Here is a 14,955-nt window from a genome sequence, read left to right as displayed (position 1 = left end):
AAAACCCAACAAAAAATCACAAATCAACCCTCAAAACCTTATGCAAACATTAGCATTTATGATAAAATACTATAATTATCAGATACTTACAAAAAAATGCGAGTTAAAACCACTCAAGAACAAACCTTTGCTGATAGTTTTATCAACATACCAAACTCCCAACTAGACATCATTAACAAAGTTATCGATTGGGAAGTTATAGCCAAAGATCTGTCTCATATTAAAGTTGACTATTCTGCTGTTAGTCTGTTTAAAGCGCTATTAATAGGCACATGGCACAATCTCTCTGATGAGAAGTTGGCTGATAGTCTTAGTAGAGATTTAGTCTTTATTAACTTTTGCAACTTTAGCCTAAGTGGCAACAAACCTGATGCTACAACCATTGGCAGATTTAGAACCAAACTAATCAAACAAAATCTATTTGATAGACTTTTGAGTAGCATCAATCTTATGCTTGAGAATAATCAACTCAAACTCTCTAATGGCAAACATGTTGCCATGGATGCAACCTTAATTCAAAGTGCTAGACGCACTAAGAAGATTATTACAACACACAAAACTGGTGAGGTTTATGAGATTGATAGTAACCCAATTCAATATTCAGATGATAAAGATGCAAGATGGACATTTAAGGCGGGAAAATACACTTATGGATATTCATCAGTAGTAACAACTGATGCCAATGGATTAATTAACAAAGCCACTACGCACCCTGCTAATGATAGTGAAATGACTCATTTTGAAGAAAATGTTAAACAGGCAGGCAATCAAAAAGGCGTAAGAGTTTTATACGACAAAGGAGCAGCCTCTCAAGCTAATAGTGAAGCACTTAAAGCACAAAAGTTAAGAGATGGTATTATGCGCAAAAAACCCAAAGGCAAGCAAATGAGTCATTGGAATAAATTACGCAATAAAGCAATCAGCAAAAGAAGGTTTGTGGTTGAACGCACCTTTGGTACGCTCAAACGCACTTATGGTTTGGCAAGAAGTCGTTATATTGGTTTAGAGAAAGTTGCCAGCGAAGTTAATCTTAAAGCTATTGCTTATAATCTAGTTAGAGCGGCGAATGTTTATATTAACAAGGGATTAAATACAACCTAGGGATTATTGTGTCTTTTTTGTGGAAACAGTACAAAAAAGAGTAAAAAATGAGCGATTTATAGTTGATATTGATGATTTTTTTAATGAAAGCTGGGTTTTATATGTTTTTTGACTTTGAAAAGTCAAAAATTGAGGGTTTTGGGTTTTGATGGTTGGTTTTAGGGTGCTATGCAGGGGTCTTCATCAAGAAATCCACAAATGGGTCGTTGGATTTTGCCAAGCCAAGTTCACTGAATATGATTATAAAAAACTAAGCGCTTATGAAAACAAATAATAGCAGATGACAGGACAATCATTTAATTGCAAAATATTTTATTTTGGATAAAATAAATAAACTATTTAAAGAAAGGAAATTTTTTGAAACAACTTCATACCGTAGGTCACTCAATATATGAAATAGAGGATTTTATTTCATTATTGAAAAAAAACAGCATAAATACTATTGTTGATGTGCGGAGTACGCCTTATAGCAAGTTTGCCTCTCAATATAATAGGGAAGCATTGAAGCGTTATTTTAAAAAAAATAAAATATACTATATCTTTATGGGTGATTTATTGGGTGCAAGATACGAAGATAAAAGTTTATTATTTGACGATGGTAAAGTGGATTTTAAAAAAGTACAAGAAACAAAATCTTTTCAAGATGGCATTACAAGATTAGATAAAGGCATCACAAAAGGATACAATATATCTTTAATGTGTTCTGAAAAAGAAGCTTTTGATTGCCATAGGTTTGGACTTGTATCTGAATTTTTAACAAAAAATTCAATAGAGGTAAATCATATCTATCCAGACAAGGTGGTTTCTCAAAAAATATTAGAACAACAACTTCTAAAAAAATATAATAAAAAACTTCCAAAGGTGGATTTATTTAATTCAGATATAACAGAAGATTTACAAATGAAACTAGCTTATAAATTAAGAAACAAAGATATTGCCTATAACTCAATAACAAAAGAAGGTGACGATTAATGAATGTATTTACAATTGGTTTTTCTCAAAAAAGTGCAGAACAGTTTTTTAAATTATTAACAGAAAATAAAGTAAAGAAATTGATTGATATTAGATTAAATAATAAATCTCAACTTGCAGGTTTTGCAAATGCAAAACATTTGCCATATTTTTTAAAATTACACAATATTGAATATGAATATAAACTTGAACTAGCCCCATCTAAAGAGTTATTAAATGGATATAAAGACAAAACTATAAGTTGGGAAGGGTACATCAAAGTTTATAACAAATTATTAATAGATAGAAATGTTTTAAATGATATATCTATTGATGACTTAGATAGCATAGTGTTATTATGTAGTGAGCCTACTGCTGAACAATGTCATAGAAGATTATTATCAGAATATCTAGCAAAATATTTTAATAATATAACTATAAAACACTTATAAGGAAAAAGTAAATGGAAATAATAATTACAGATTTAACAAGATTCAATAACCTAGAAAAAGTATGTATTGCAGGAATAAACCAAGAAACAGGCGAATGTGTAAGACCCCAGCCATATATTAAATTGTCTAAATGTGAAAAGCATGATATTTTACCAGGCACTGTTATTGACGGTGACTTTACAAAAAAACCAAATTTAAATAAACCTCATGTTGAAGATTATAGTTACAAAAGATTGAAGAAAGTAAAAATATTCAATTCTAATGAGTTTGAAAAATTACTTGAAAATGATATAGTAAATAGTATTAGCACAGGTTTTAATTATGATTTTCCTGAGCAAGGAAAAGTTATTCCAAAAGAATACGCTCCTTCCAAGTCAATTATTACAATTAAAATCAATACTAATAAGATTGAAATTGTAAAAGATGGATTTAAAGAAGGAAAAATTAGATTACATTTATTGGATAACGATGGAAAAAGATTTTCATTTTTATCAATTACGGATTTAGGGTTTTATAATTATGCAATGGAGCATTTTAATGATTTAAATTTTCCAGATATTATAAATAATTTCATAAGAAGACAAGCAACTGTTTTCTTAAGAGTTGGATTAGGAAGAGAGTATAAAGGTGGGTTTTGGCTTCAAATAAATGGAATCTACACTTTTCCAGATTTTGATCGCAACCTTAGGAAATATAATTAATATTTCTAATATTTCACTACCTAACTTCCATCTTTTTATTGCCATATAATAAAAACTAAACAAAGGCCACCTCTATATCAAAAAAAAGAAAGGAAAATATAATATAATTCTAAATATGAAAACTTACTACATTACCCAAATCTCTGACAACTTTTTAAAATTTCTTACATAGTTCAATTTAAAAAACTTTTGTCCTTTCTTGATTTAATCGGGTTTGAAATAAGAAAAATTAAATTATTGTCTGAAATTTCTGAGGCCTTATGTTGATAACCTTGTTGAAACTAAGAAAAATTTAAATTTTACTTAGTTTCTCAACAGCAATTTTAATATTATCTATACTGGTAGCGAATGAAAAGCGAATGTAGCCCGGTGCACCGAAGGCAGATCCGGGGACTAGGGCGATGTTGAGTTTTTCTAAGCAATAGGTGGAGAATTCAATGTCGTCTTTTAAGCCTAGGCGTTTGATAAGGCCTTCAATGCGTGGGAATGAGTAGAAGGCGCCTTGGGACTTTGGGCATTCTATGCCGTCAATGGCGTTGAGGGCGTTGACGATAAATTCGTGGCGTTCTTCAAAGGCGGATACCATGGTTTTGATGGTGCTTTGGTCGCCACTAATTGCTTCTAATGCGGCGGCTTGGGCGATGGAGCAGGGGTTTGAGGTGGATTGTCCTTGGATTTTTTTCATGGCTTTGATAATCACTTCTGGACCTGCACTATAACCAATGCGCCAGCCAGTCATGGCGTAGGCTTTGGAAACGCCGTTGAGGATGATGCTACGGTCTTTTAAAGTCTTGTCAGCCATAATGATATTGACGAAATCACCGCCATCCCAGCGGACATGTTCGTAAATGTCATCGGTGATGATTAACACTTGAGGGTGTTTTTTTAATACGGTTGCTAAGGCTTGTAATTCTGCTTTGGAATAGACGGTACCTGTTGGATTGGAGGGGCTATTAATGACAAATAATTTGGTTTTGTCGGTAATGTTGGCTTCCAATTGCTCGGGTGTGATTTTAAAATCTTGTTCTAATCCTGTTTTTACAATAACAGGTGTGGCGTTTGCCAAAATCACCATATCGGGGTAACTAACCCAATATGGTGATGGAATAATGACTTCATCACCTGTGTCAAGTACGGCTTGGCACAGGTTGTAGAATACTTGTTTGCCACCTGCTGACACCATAACTTCGGTTGTCGTGTAATTCAAGTTGTTTTTTTGTTTGAATTTGTTGATAATGGCATTTTTCAATTCAGGTATGCCGTCAACTGCTGTGTAACGAGTTTGCCCACTTTTGATGGCGTTAATGGCTGCTTCTTGAATATTTTTTGGGGTATCAAAATCTGGTTCACCTGAGCCCATTGGTACGATCTGAATGCCTTGAGCCTTAAGTTCATTGGCTTTGGCGGTGATAGCTAATGTGGCTGAAGGTTTAACTTTGCCAACTCTGCAAGAAAGAATGTTCATAGTGGTTTAAAGTGTTTAAAATTGAGCGCCTATGATAATCAAAAATACAAGCAGTGGGTAGGAAATTTCAATTAAAATCGCAATTTTCTCCAGCAGGAGACCAGCCAAACGCTATTAAGGCGTTGGTTAAAGGGGTGAATGCAGGGGAAAAATTCCAAACGCTATTGGGCGTTACTGGCTCAGGTAAGACTTTTACCTTGGCAAATGTTATTAAACAGACCAAGCGAGCGAGCCTGATTATGGCACCGAATAAAACGCTAGCAGCGCAGTTGTATAGCGAGATGAAAGCATTTTTTCCGAACAATGCGGTGGAATATTTTGTGTCTTATTATGATTACTATCAGCCTGAGGCGTATGTGCCAGCGAGTGATACTTATATTGAGAAAGATTCATCGATTAATGAGCAGATTGAACAAATGCGCCTTTCTGCAACCAAGGCTTTGTTGGAGCGGGATGATGTGATTATTATTGCCAGTGTTTCGGCAATTTATGGTTTGGGCGACCCAGACAGTTATATGCAAATGTTGTTGCATTTGAGTGTTGGTGAGGTGATTGATCAGCGAGAGATTTTGTCGCGTTTGTCGCAAATGCAATACACGCGTAATGATGTGAGTTTGACGCGTGGGCATTTTAGAGTGAAAGGCGAAGTAATTGATGTGTTTCCTGCGGATTCGGAAGAGCAGGCTTTGCGACTTGAGATGTTTGATAATGAAATTGAGGCAATTTATTGGTTTGATCCACTAACAGGCGAAAAATTAAAGTTACTGCAAAGAGTAACGGTTTACCCGCAAACACATTATGTAACCCCTAAATCCAAGATTTTGAATATGCTGGACGATATTAAAGATGAGCTCAAAGTACGGCGCAAGGTGTTATTGTCGCAAAATAAATTGGTAGAAGAGCAGCGCTTAACGCAACGAGTGCATATGGATATTGAGATGATGAGTGAGCTGGGATATTGTAACGGCATTGAAAATTATTCTCGTTATTTGTCAAATAGGGGAGAAGGGCAGCCGCCTCCTACTTTGTTGGATTATCTGCCTGAAAATGCGTTGGTGATTTTGGATGAATCGCATGTAACTGCAAGCCAGATTGGCGGCATGTATAACGGCGATAGGGCACGCAAAACCACCTTGGTTGATTTCGGCTTTAGACTGCCTTCGGCACTGGACAATCGCCCATTAAAATTTACTGAATTTGAAGATAAAATTCATCAATGTATTTTGGTATCTGCCACGCCCGCACAGTACGAATTAGATGTTTCTAGTGCCATTGTGCAGCAGTTGGTTAGACCAACAGGGCTACTAGATCCTGAGATTGAAGTGCGTAAGGTAGATACACAAGTTGATGATTTATTGAGTGAAATACACAAACGGGTTGCAGTTGGCGAGCGAGTGTTAGTAACGACTTTAACCAAGCGGATGTCTGAGCAATTGAGTGATTATTTGAATGAACATAGTGTTAAAGTTCGATATTTGCACTCTGATATTGACACGGTTGAACGAGTGGAAATTATTCGTGATTTGCGTTTAGGCGTGTTTGATGTATTGGTGGGTATTAATTTACTGAGAGAAGGTTTAGACATACCTGAGGTTTCTTTGGTGGCAATTTTAGATGCAGATAAAGAAGGGTTTTTGCGCTCTGAACGCTCACTCATTCAAACCATGGGTAGGGCGGCTAGAAATATTAATGGCCATGTGATTTTATATGCTGATAGAATCACCAAATCAATGAAAAAAGCCATGGATGAAACACAACGCCGACGCGACAAACAACAAGCGCACAATGAGGCTAACAACATCACCCCCAGAAGTGTTGTAAAACCGATTGTTGACATTTTAGACACCGATGCCAAAGTAGAGGAATCTGAGGGTGAATATGATGCACAACCTATGGTGAACTTATCACCCGTGCAACTTGCAAAAGAACTTAAGTCGCTTGAAAAACAAATGTATGGCTTTGCAGAAGAATTAAAATTTGAACAAGCAGCAGAAGTGCGCAATCAAATCAAACAACTTAAAAATTCACAGTTTAAAGGCAATTTGTAACAGGAAATTTTATGAACAATAGCGAACTTAATATTAACGAAATATTTTATTCATTACAAGGCGAAGCACGCGAGGTAGGCTTGCCAACAGTATTTGTGCGCTTGACAGGCTGCCCATTACGATGTACTTATTGTGATACTGAATACGCATTTAAAGGCAATAACCTGTTACGCATTGATGACATTATTGCCAAGATTAAATCCTACCAAACAAAGCTCGTTTGTGTAACAGGCGGCGAACCATTGGCGCAGATTAACTGCCATATTTTGCTAGATAGATTGGTCAAAGAAAATTATCAAATTTCGCTAGAAACCAGTGGCAGTATTGACATTACAGAGGTTAATCCGCGCGTTTCAATTGTAATGGATGTTAAAACCCCAGATTCAGGCGAGGCAGATAAAAATCGATATAAAAACATTGAAAAACTCCAAGCCAAAGACCAGCTCAAGTTTGTCATTGGCTCAAAATCTGATTTTGACTGGAGTGTCAATATTCTCAACAAATATCCAACACCAGCAGGCGTATTGTTCTCTCCCACCTTTGGTATTGTCACACCAACACAATTGGCAGACTGGATTTTAGAACGGCAATTGAATGTGCGCTTGCAACTACAATTACACAAAATACTGTGGGGCGACCAACAAGGTAAATAAAAGACCGAACTTTATTGATACCATTTTCAAAAATAAAAGAAATCAAAGGGGGTGGCGTCGTTTTTCTTTGAGTGATGATTAATTAAGTGGTGGTATAATTTTTAAATGGATTGATGGGAGTGGATTTGATAGGGTAGATGTAAATTTATAGAAAGAAGTTACTTGAGTCAATTTAATATGTTTGTATTCTTTTAGTGTCTTTTACAAGCGAGTCTATCGGCTTGCTTGTAGCGATAACCTTTTTTTTGCCAGTATTACGAGATAATTCTCTAGAAATAGTTGACTTACTTCTGCCCATTGATTTGGCGATAAGAGTTTAACCATATCCTTGTTTGTTCAATAGGTAAATATGGTGCCTTTGCTTGCAGGTTAATTATGTGTATTTTCATGTTTCAATTCTTTTTCTTGTCGGATTAAAGAGTGGTTAATACGCCCTTTGACCGACCAATTGAGTGCCACACTTACTAATGTGAATTCAAAAGATATCATAGACTGTTTTTCTGCCAAAATCATCTAATCTGGTAACTGAAATAACCTTTTGGTTTATTTTAGACAAAGAGAAAGTATGGTACTCAGTTTGCATTTTCTATGTTTGGTTTTTTTGCTGTACAGTAGTTATAAAAAAATGGCTTCTTAGGTGAAAAATTAATTCAATGACTCTATTTTAGAGTATAATAAATTTGTTTAAAATAAATAGTTGGATTCATCATGAAAAAAATAGTCATAGGTACTTTATTAAGTGCAGTGCTAGTAAGCACAGTTTTTGCAGCGTCTAGTGAGAGAAATTTAGAGCAGGTTTATAAAGAATGTGGGATTGGTGGTATGCTTTTTGCAAATAGTAGCCCAATTGGCGCTATTACTAGTAATGTGACTTGGGATTGGGGGTCAACGGCTTTAAGTTCTAACGCCTCTTCCGCTGATACTTGTACAAGCACAAAAGTCAAAGCAGCAGAATTTATTCATAAATCTTATGATGCAATCATCACTAATGTTGCTAACGGTAATGGTGATTATTTAAAATCTTTATCTAATTTAAGTGGCAAAGATGTTAAAGAATTACGTGGCACAGTGCATTCTTTAATGTCTGCCAGTGACTATTCTAATCAAACAGCGATTCAAAAATCCAGCAATTTATATAGTGCGATTATGTAGATTGTAGCAGAGAAACAAAAGGCGTATTTATTACGCCTTTTTTTGCTATAAAAAATATGAGGTATTTTTTATTTATCCTATTGTTTTGGGTGTCCCAATCTTTTGCTCAAAATTGGGATGATTTTGAGAACTTTTCCAAACTTTTACATTATCAGAATAACAAAAGTCTAGTGGTTAGTAAAGATTTTTTTATGCATAAAAATGGCAATACGGATATTCTATCTGAAATAAATGCGCTAAAACAAGGCTATTTTAAACCAACATCTCTTGCTGACAAACATCCTAGATGCATATTTCCTGATAGATATTTTTGGCTAAGTAAACAAATTAAGTTAAAAAATTATGAAGTCTATCCAAAATTTTGTAAAAAACTAACTAAATGGAGTTTAGACAACCCGACAAAATCAATTAGTATTTTGCTAGTTGGTGGTTATTTTTCTAATCCAGCTTCAGTTTTTGGGCATAATTTGCTAAAATTAAATAGTGGTAAAGACAGTTTATTTGACTTGACTTTAAACTTTGGAGCAAGAATTCCAAAAAATGAAAATACAATAAGTTATATATTAAAAGGCTTATTTGGCGGATATAGTGCTGTTTTTTCTAGTGGTTATTTTTATAAAAAAGACTTGGTTTATTCCAAACACGAATTAAGAGATATTTGGGAATATAAGTTAAATTTAAATAATAATGAAAAAACTTTAATTAAACTGCACATCTGGAGTATCCAAAATAAGAAATTTGATTATTATTTCCTTAAAGAAAATTGTGCCTACCAAATAGCCAGTATTTTAGATATAGTTATGGATATGAATTTACCACAATACAGACCTTGGTACATCCCAAATGAGATTGCAAGTCAATTATACGCACAAAATAACAGAATAAAGCGCATAGATTACAAACCATCTTTTGAAAAAAATATGTTTAATAGGTTTAAAAAATTAACACCACAAGAGGCGTTATTGGCAAAAAAAATAATCAAAAAAAATTCCGATTTTTTAATAAAAACAGCAAACACAAGAACGCTAGATGCATTATTGGAGTACTATAAATATAAAGCCATAGATACTAATAGTATAGAATTTTTAAACAAAAAATATAAAATTATATTGGCGCGACTTAAAAAACCAGTTCAAAAATATAATAACACTACAAGCAATAACCCTGCTCCACATAAATACCCAAAACTAAGTAAATTAGAATTATCGTTTGATAGTGATAATAATCTATACGGTGAATTTAGCATTTTCAATAACAGTTTTCTGGGTAAACATAATTTATTAAATTCAGAACTAATAACCCCTAGAATACAATTTGTAAGAAATAATAATAATATTTTTTTTCATAGTTTTGATTTATTAAAAGTAAAAAAATTAAATAAAAATATTACAAATTTTCCAGAATATAAATTCTCTTGGGAGTCTCAAGTTGGGCTGAGTCGTATTGATAATAGAATAAAACCAACAGCTATTGCTGGAATAGGTGGTAATGTCTATACAAATGATAATAACGAAATATACATATTTAACTCGTTGTTACTGAATCATTCTCAAAGTGAAATTTCACCGCAAATAAGCATTAATCTGATTAATAATTATTTTGGAAAAAGTTTATTTAAATATGGAATTGATATTAAAAATGGCGCTCACTTTTATAAATACAAGATTCAAAAACAAATAAACAATAATATTAGTATTTTTTTTGAAAAAAATAATATTAATTCAAGTTTAGGAGTTGGTTTTTATTTTTAGACCTGCACAGCGTCAACATACTAACTGAAAATGCGATACTCCAGCAAAACCTGTAATGGTCTAATTTACCTAGTCAGCCCTTAAAAACTCTAAGTCAAAATCCAAAAAAATCCAAACGCCACCACCCTTAATCAACCAAACCAATTTTCAGACAATAATGCACAAAATCTTCGCCCTTTTCACAAAAAAAATAGCAGTGGCAACCAGCCACTTTTTCAAATTCCACGCCATAGCAGCCATTAAAACATTAATCTCATCGCCAATTTTCCCTTTGAGTAAATTCCTAGACAATCTAAAATCTGCTTTAAGATGTCCAATGATAGGCTCTATTACCACTCGTCTTTTACACAACTTACGCTTTTTATCTCGCTGGTAACGATTGTCTCGCTTCAGGGGTTTTTAGGTAAGATAATCTCTACTCCTAACACTTCTTTTGCGCCCGCATACCCTCTATCACACACGGCCTCCTGAATGGGCTTGATGCAGTTAGCATTAGTGTGAGCAATAGCCACATCTATTGTTTTTGAAATGTGTCCAGGTAAAGTTAGACCATTACAAAGGGCTGATTTTTAAATGGAAGTGTTGCACTTTTCAAAAATAAAATGAATTGAGGTCTTTATATAAAATATGGATGATTAGCAAAATTCAATTTTTTCCCAATTGGTAATTTTCTTAAATCTTGTCCTGGCAGGACTAAGGCTGGGTTTAAAAAAATTACCAAGTAGGTGAAAATGGATTCTTGATGATTATTCATACTTATGCAAAGGTCTCGAATTGCATGGTGCAATCACCCAAGTGTTAAGCAGTAAAAATACCTGTGCTACTTATTGATAGCATGGGTATTTTTACTGCTAATACTTGGGATGAGGGTGAACGCCAGATTGTTTGGTTTGTTTTCGAAAATGGCATTACATCCTTTTTTATTGAATGTGGATTTTTCTTGATTGGGGCTTAGGCTGCTTGAGTTTTGGGATGGATACTTTTAGTATGCCATTTTTCAGGTCGGCAACAATATTGTTGGTATCGCCATCCATGGGGAGGGTTAACACATGGGAAAAACTACTTTCGGAGTGGGTATTTTTCTTGTTTGAGGTTTTTTTGTAGCCTTTAATGGTAAGCGTGTTTTGGGTATTTGAAATATTTACATCGCTTTTGTTAAATCCTAAGGCTTTAATTTCGACGACATAATTGTTGTTGTTTTTGTCAAAATATTGCTTGGATTGTATGTTGCCACCAGAGTGCTGTAGTTTATTTATTTGATGGTCAAATTGTTGGAATTGCTGGTGAAAATCAGACCAAAAATTCTTGTTTAACATTGAGTGGTTAAAGAAATTAGAGTGATAAGGGTCGTGTGCACTCAAGGTTGTTGAGGCCAATAGTGTTATTATTGCTAGTGTTTTTTTCATGATTTTATCTCCTGTTGTTAAGGCCTTTACATAAATAATCATTAAGAATCTTCGTTTTACCCACTTGATGATTTTTTAAACCCAGTCTTAACTCTGCTAGGACAAAGTTTAAGATGGGCAAAAAATGAATTTTGCTAATCATTCATATTTATGCAAAGGTCTTTATTAAATAATTAAACCTATACAGAAAATATTATATGAATGTTTGAAAAAAATTCAAGTCTTTTTTTTAAGCAAGTTTGTCATCCGCTACATGATAAGTAGGATCTTCCAACACATTAACTTCCACCAAATTTTTAGCGGTTTTTAACAACAATCGACATTCGGCACTTAGATGTTGCAAGTGTAGCGTTTTGCCCACTCGTTTATAACGCATGGCCAATTTATCAATGGCTTGAATGGCTGAGTGGTCAAGCGCTCTGGCGTTGCCAAAATCAATATAGACATCATCGGTGTCTGCTTGAGGGGTGAACAACTCCTGAAAATGTTCTTTTGAGGCAAAAAATAAAGTGCCACTGACTTTATAGACATTGTCTCCTTTGTCATTTTGACTTTGTTCAATATAAATTTTACTGGCAGATTCCCAAGCAAAAGATAAGGCGGACAAAATCACACCAACAATAACAGCCAACGCCAAATTATCAGTTAATACCGTAATGACAGCCACCGAAATACCTGTAACAATATCCAACGCAGGAATTTTCCCAAATAAGCGTAGCGTACACCACTCAAAAGTGCCAATCACCACCATAAACATAACGCCAATCAGCACAGCAACGGGAATCATTTCGATATATTCAGATAAATAAAGAATGAACAACAGCAAAGCAACAGAAGCAATAATGCCCGATAAACGACCACGACCACCCGATTTAACATTAATGATACTTTGCCCCACCATTGCACAACCACCCATACCACCAAACAAGCCAGTAACAGCATTAGCAACACCTTGACCAATGCTTTCCCGATTAGGTTGCCCCGAGGTTTGTGTCAAATCATCCACTAAATTTAGTGTTAATAGGCTTTCAATCAAACCAACCAATGCCATGGTTAATGCGTAAGGAAAAATGATTTGTAGCGTTTGCCAATTAAACGCTACATCGGGAATATGAAAAGCAGGAAACCCTCCTTTAATTGAGGCAATATCCCCCACTGTGCGAGTATCAAGCCCTAGCCAAATGACTGCCAAACTGCCAGCAATAACCGCAACTAGAATTTCAGGAACAGCCTTAGTGAATCTTGGTAAAAATTGAATAATTGCCATTGTGGCAGCAATAATACCTAGCATAGTCAGCAGTGGCTCACCAGTAATCCACGCGCCATCAATTTTAAATTGTTTGATTTGCCCGATAAAAATAACCATGGCAATGCCATTAACAAAGCCCAAAAACACAGGATGTGGCACAAGGCGAATAAATTTGCCCAGTTTAAACAAACCAAAAGCGATTTGAAAAATACCCGTGAGTATCACCGCAGCAAACAAATACTCCACACCATGCATTGCCACCAGCGTGCCAATCACCACAGCAATTGCACCTGTCGCACCGGAAATCATACCGGGGCGACCCCCTACAATTGAAGTTACCAGTCCAATGGTAAAGGCAGCATATAAGCCGACCAAAGGACTGACGCCAGCTAGCAGGGCAAAGGCAACCGCCTCAGGTACTAAGGCCAAGGCGACCGTTAAGCCCGATAAAATATCATTTTTTGGATTAACAGAGAGGTGCTTGTGGATAAGTGAAAAAAGCATTTTTATTCCTTATTTTTTTTTGATTATTTGCTTGCAGGTACAACAGGCGTAGATGACTCAACCTCTGCATTTTGCGCACGATGACGCATCACATGATCCATCAGTGTAATTGCCAACATTGCCTCAGCAATTGGCGTTGCACGAATACCCACGCAGGGATCGTGCCGTCCTTTGGTAATAACTTCCATTGACACCCCATCTTTGTCAATACTGTCAATTGGCAGCCGTAAACTTGAGGTTGGCTTGAGTGCAATGGATACCAATAAATCCTGCCCAGAACTAATACCACCCAGTGTACCACCTGCATTATTAGATTCAAAACCTTGGGCAGTAATGGTATCACGATGTTCTGTACCTTTTTGAGTAACAACACCAAACCCAGCACCAATCTCCACACCTTTAACCGCATTAATACTCATCATTGAATGCGCTACATCCGCCTCTAATCTATCAAAAATAGGCTCACCCAATCCCACAGGCATATTTGTCGCAACAACATTGATGCGTGCGCCAATAGAATCACCTGATTTTCTCAAAGCATCCATGTAGTCTTCAAGTTCCGATACTTTGCTCGCATCAGGGCAAAAGAAAGGATTGTTATGCACCTCTTTCCAGTCTAGTGTCTCGATTTTAATGGCACCCAATTGCGCAAGATAGCCTTTAATTTCAATACCGAACGCTTGTTTTAAATATTTCTTAGCAATGCCACCACACGCAACCCGCATCGCCGTCTCTCTAGCACTAGAGCGACCACCGCCACGATAATCACGAATACCATATTTTTGTTGATAAGTGTAATCCGCATGCCCTGGGCGAAACGAATGGGCGATATTGCTATAGTCTTTAGAGCGATGATCGGTATTTTGGATAATGAGCGCAATCGGCGTACCTGTGGTTTTACCCTCAAAAGTGCCTGATAAAATTTTAACCAAATCCGCTTCACGGCGTTGCGTTGTGTGGCGAGAAGTGCCGGGTTTTCTTAGGTCTAAATCGCCTTGTAAATCCGCCTCATTTAGCGCCATTCCTGGAGGGCAACCATCCACAATACCAACCAATGCCTCCCCATGCGATTCGCCAGCAGTGGTCATTGTGAATAATTTACCGATACTATTACCACTCATTTACCACTCCTTGTGTTGGGGAATGTCATCACAAATCACATCCCAATTCGCTTTTGAATCAACAAAAATATGCTTCTCAATTGCTTCTTCAATCTCATTGGTAATCAAACCTAATCTAATCCTTGTGTAATCTGGATTGTTTTTAAGTTGTGCCATAATCGGCGAACCGCAAGATTGACAAAAAAAGCGACTCTTATTGTCATTCTCTCTAAATTCAGTCAAATTATTTTCCCCACTTAAAAACTTAAAATTCTTACTCTCCACATTGCCATTCGTGGCAAATGCCGTGCCCTGTACACGGCGACATTCGCTACAATGACACATAATGATATCTGTAATTTTTTGCGTAATTTGGAATTTAACCTTCCCACATAAACATTCACCTTGGTGCATTCTAACTC

16 protein-coding genes are annotated in these 14,955 nt (G+C 35.7%); 8 read left to right on the top strand and 8 right to left on the bottom strand.

From position 1 onward, the window contains the following. Positions 1-96: 96 nt before the first annotated feature. The 4 genes from MS2017_RS06370 to MS2017_RS06355 all read left to right on the top strand — a co-directional run bounded on the left by MS2017_RS06370 (position 97) and on the right by MS2017_RS06355 (position 3,205). Complete coding sequence (locus tag MS2017_RS06370) at positions 97-1,101, top strand: IS5 family transposase (RefSeq protein ID WP_122950936.1); 1,005 nt, start codon at positions 97-99, stop codon at positions 1,099-1,101. A gap of 357 nt (positions 1,102-1,458) precedes the next feature. Next, positions 1,459-2,073, top strand: coding sequence for a DUF488 domain-containing protein (locus MS2017_RS06365; RefSeq protein ID WP_071563940.1), 615 nt, complete (start codon positions 1,459-1,461; stop codon positions 2,071-2,073). Next, a complete protein-coding gene (locus tag MS2017_RS06360; RefSeq protein ID WP_122951644.1) occupies positions 2,073-2,504 on the top strand; it encodes a DUF488 domain-containing protein in 432 nt (143 codons plus the stop codon). Before MS2017_RS06365 ends, MS2017_RS06360 begins: the two co-directional genes overlap by 1 nt. An 11-nt stretch (positions 2,505-2,515) precedes the next feature. Further along, positions 2,516-3,205 carry a dual OB domain-containing protein gene (locus MS2017_RS06355; protein WP_122951643.1) on the top strand — a complete coding sequence of 230 codons (690 nt, stop codon included), beginning with the start codon at positions 2,516-2,518 and terminating at the stop codon, positions 3,203-3,205. Between the two features lie 292 nt (positions 3,206-3,497). Here the strand turns inward: MS2017_RS06355 and MS2017_RS06350 are convergent, their stop codons facing one another. Continuing rightward, positions 3,498-4,670 carry a pyridoxal phosphate-dependent aminotransferase gene (locus MS2017_RS06350; protein WP_122951642.1) on the bottom strand — a complete coding sequence of 391 codons (1,173 nt, stop codon included), beginning with the start codon at positions 4,668-4,670 and terminating at the stop codon, positions 3,498-3,500. A gap of 53 nt (positions 4,671-4,723) precedes the next feature. On the opposite strand from MS2017_RS06350, the gene uvrB reads away from it, so the two are divergent. Further along, positions 4,724-6,718 (top strand): excinuclease ABC subunit UvrB, encoded by a 1,995-nt coding sequence (gene uvrB, locus MS2017_RS06345; RefSeq protein WP_122951641.1) that lies wholly within the window; start codon positions 4,724-4,726, stop codon positions 6,716-6,718. Between the two features lie 11 nt (positions 6,719-6,729). Then, positions 6,730-7,371: a 7-carboxy-7-deazaguanine synthase QueE gene (gene queE / locus MS2017_RS06340; RefSeq protein WP_122951640.1), complete on the top strand. Its 642-nt coding sequence runs from the start codon at positions 6,730-6,732 to the stop codon at positions 7,369-7,371. Between the two features lie 172 nt (positions 7,372-7,543). Here the strand turns inward: queE and MS2017_RS11915 are convergent, their stop codons facing one another. Further along, positions 7,544-7,669, bottom strand: coding sequence for a hypothetical protein (locus MS2017_RS11915; RefSeq protein WP_122951639.1), 126 nt, complete (start codon positions 7,667-7,669; stop codon positions 7,544-7,546). A gap of 410 nt (positions 7,670-8,079) precedes the next feature. Here MS2017_RS11915 and MS2017_RS06330 point away from each other — a divergent pair, with 410 nt between their 5' ends. After that, positions 8,080-8,523 carry a DUF3015 family protein gene (locus MS2017_RS06330; protein WP_122951638.1) on the top strand — a complete coding sequence of 148 codons (444 nt, stop codon included), beginning with the start codon at positions 8,080-8,082 and terminating at the stop codon, positions 8,521-8,523. A gap of 56 nt (positions 8,524-8,579) precedes the next feature. Next, positions 8,580-10,274: an Lnb N-terminal periplasmic domain-containing protein gene (locus MS2017_RS06325; protein ID WP_122951637.1), complete on the top strand. Its 1,695-nt coding sequence runs from the start codon at positions 8,580-8,582 to the stop codon at positions 10,272-10,274. A 147-nt stretch (positions 10,275-10,421) separates the two neighbouring features. Here the strand turns inward: MS2017_RS06325 and MS2017_RS11910 are convergent, their stop codons facing one another. From MS2017_RS11910 to MS2017_RS06300, 6 genes are all read right to left on the bottom strand, one after another. Continuing rightward, positions 10,422-10,667, bottom strand: coding sequence for a transposase (locus tag MS2017_RS11910; RefSeq protein ID WP_122951636.1), 246 nt, complete (start codon positions 10,665-10,667; stop codon positions 10,422-10,424). A gap of 223 nt (positions 10,668-10,890) precedes the next feature. Then, the gene (locus tag MS2017_RS11315) at positions 10,891-11,028 is read right to left on the bottom strand and encodes a hypothetical protein (protein ID WP_164707638.1); all 138 of its coding nucleotides are present in this window, start codon (positions 11,026-11,028) and stop codon (positions 10,891-10,893) included. 166 nt (positions 11,029-11,194) lie between these two features. Further along, positions 11,195-11,680 (bottom strand): Hsp20/alpha crystallin family protein, encoded by a 486-nt coding sequence (locus tag MS2017_RS06315; protein WP_158009527.1) that lies wholly within the window; start codon positions 11,678-11,680, stop codon positions 11,195-11,197. Between the two features lie 229 nt (positions 11,681-11,909). After that, entirely contained in the window at positions 11,910-13,433 is a 1,524-nt protein-coding gene (locus MS2017_RS06310) for a SulP family inorganic anion transporter (protein ID WP_122951635.1), read from the bottom strand. A gap of 23 nt (positions 13,434-13,456) precedes the next feature. Beyond that, the gene (gene aroC / locus MS2017_RS06305; protein WP_122951634.1) at positions 13,457-14,554 is read right to left on the bottom strand and encodes a chorismate synthase; all 1,098 of its coding nucleotides are present in this window, start codon (positions 14,552-14,554) and stop codon (positions 13,457-13,459) included. Beyond that, complete coding sequence (locus MS2017_RS06300; protein WP_122951633.1) at positions 14,555-14,947, bottom strand: GFA family protein; 393 nt, start codon at positions 14,945-14,947, stop codon at positions 14,555-14,557. Positions 14,948-14,955: the final 8 nt, after the last annotated feature.

The sequence above is a fragment of the Bathymodiolus thermophilus thioautotrophic gill symbiont genome, assembly GCF_003711265.1.
GTDB lineage: Bacteria > Pseudomonadota > Gammaproteobacteria > PS1 > Pseudothioglobaceae > Thiodubiliella.
The sequence above is the reverse complement of the archived record's forward strand: the minus strand, read 5'-3'. Positions and strand labels throughout refer to the sequence as shown.

Excerpts from the sequence above, each read along its gene's own strand:
- MS2017_RS06370 (WP_122950936.1), top strand. The coding sequence starts at position 97 with ATGCGAGTTAAAACCACTCAAGAACAAACCTTTGCTGATAGTTTTATC.
- MS2017_RS06360 (WP_122951644.1), top strand. The coding sequence starts at position 2,073 with ATGAATGTATTTACAATTGGTTTTTCTCAAAAAAGTGCAGAACAGTTT.
- MS2017_RS06355 (WP_122951643.1), top strand. The coding sequence starts at position 2,516 with ATGGAAATAATAATTACAGATTTAACAAGATTCAATAACCTAGAAAAA.
- MS2017_RS06350 (WP_122951642.1), bottom strand. The coding sequence starts at position 4,670 with ATGAACATTCTTTCTTGCAGAGTTGGCAAAGTTAAACCTTCAGCCACA.
- queE (WP_122951640.1), top strand. The coding sequence starts at position 6,730 with ATGAACAATAGCGAACTTAATATTAACGAAATATTTTATTCATTACAA.
- MS2017_RS11915 (WP_122951639.1), bottom strand. The coding sequence starts at position 7,669 with ATGGGCAGAAGTAAGTCAACTATTTCTAGAGAATTATCTCGTAATACT.
- MS2017_RS06330 (WP_122951638.1), top strand. The coding sequence starts at position 8,080 with ATGAAAAAAATAGTCATAGGTACTTTATTAAGTGCAGTGCTAGTAAGC.
- MS2017_RS06325 (WP_122951637.1), top strand. The coding sequence starts at position 8,580 with ATGAGGTATTTTTTATTTATCCTATTGTTTTGGGTGTCCCAATCTTTT.
- MS2017_RS11315 (WP_164707638.1), bottom strand. The coding sequence starts at position 11,028 with ATGAATAATCATCAAGAATCCATTTTCACCTACTTGGTAATTTTTTTA.
- MS2017_RS06315 (WP_158009527.1), bottom strand. The coding sequence starts at position 11,680 with ATGAAAAAAACACTAGCAATAATAACACTATTGGCCTCAACAACCTTG.
- MS2017_RS06310 (WP_122951635.1), bottom strand. The coding sequence starts at position 13,433 with ATGCTTTTTTCACTTATCCACAAGCACCTCTCTGTTAATCCAAAAAAT.
- aroC (WP_122951634.1), bottom strand. The coding sequence starts at position 14,554 with ATGAGTGGTAATAGTATCGGTAAATTATTCACAATGACCACTGCTGGC.
- MS2017_RS06300 (WP_122951633.1), bottom strand. The coding sequence starts at position 14,947 with ATGCACCAAGGTGAATGTTTATGTGGGAAGGTTAAATTCCAAATTACG.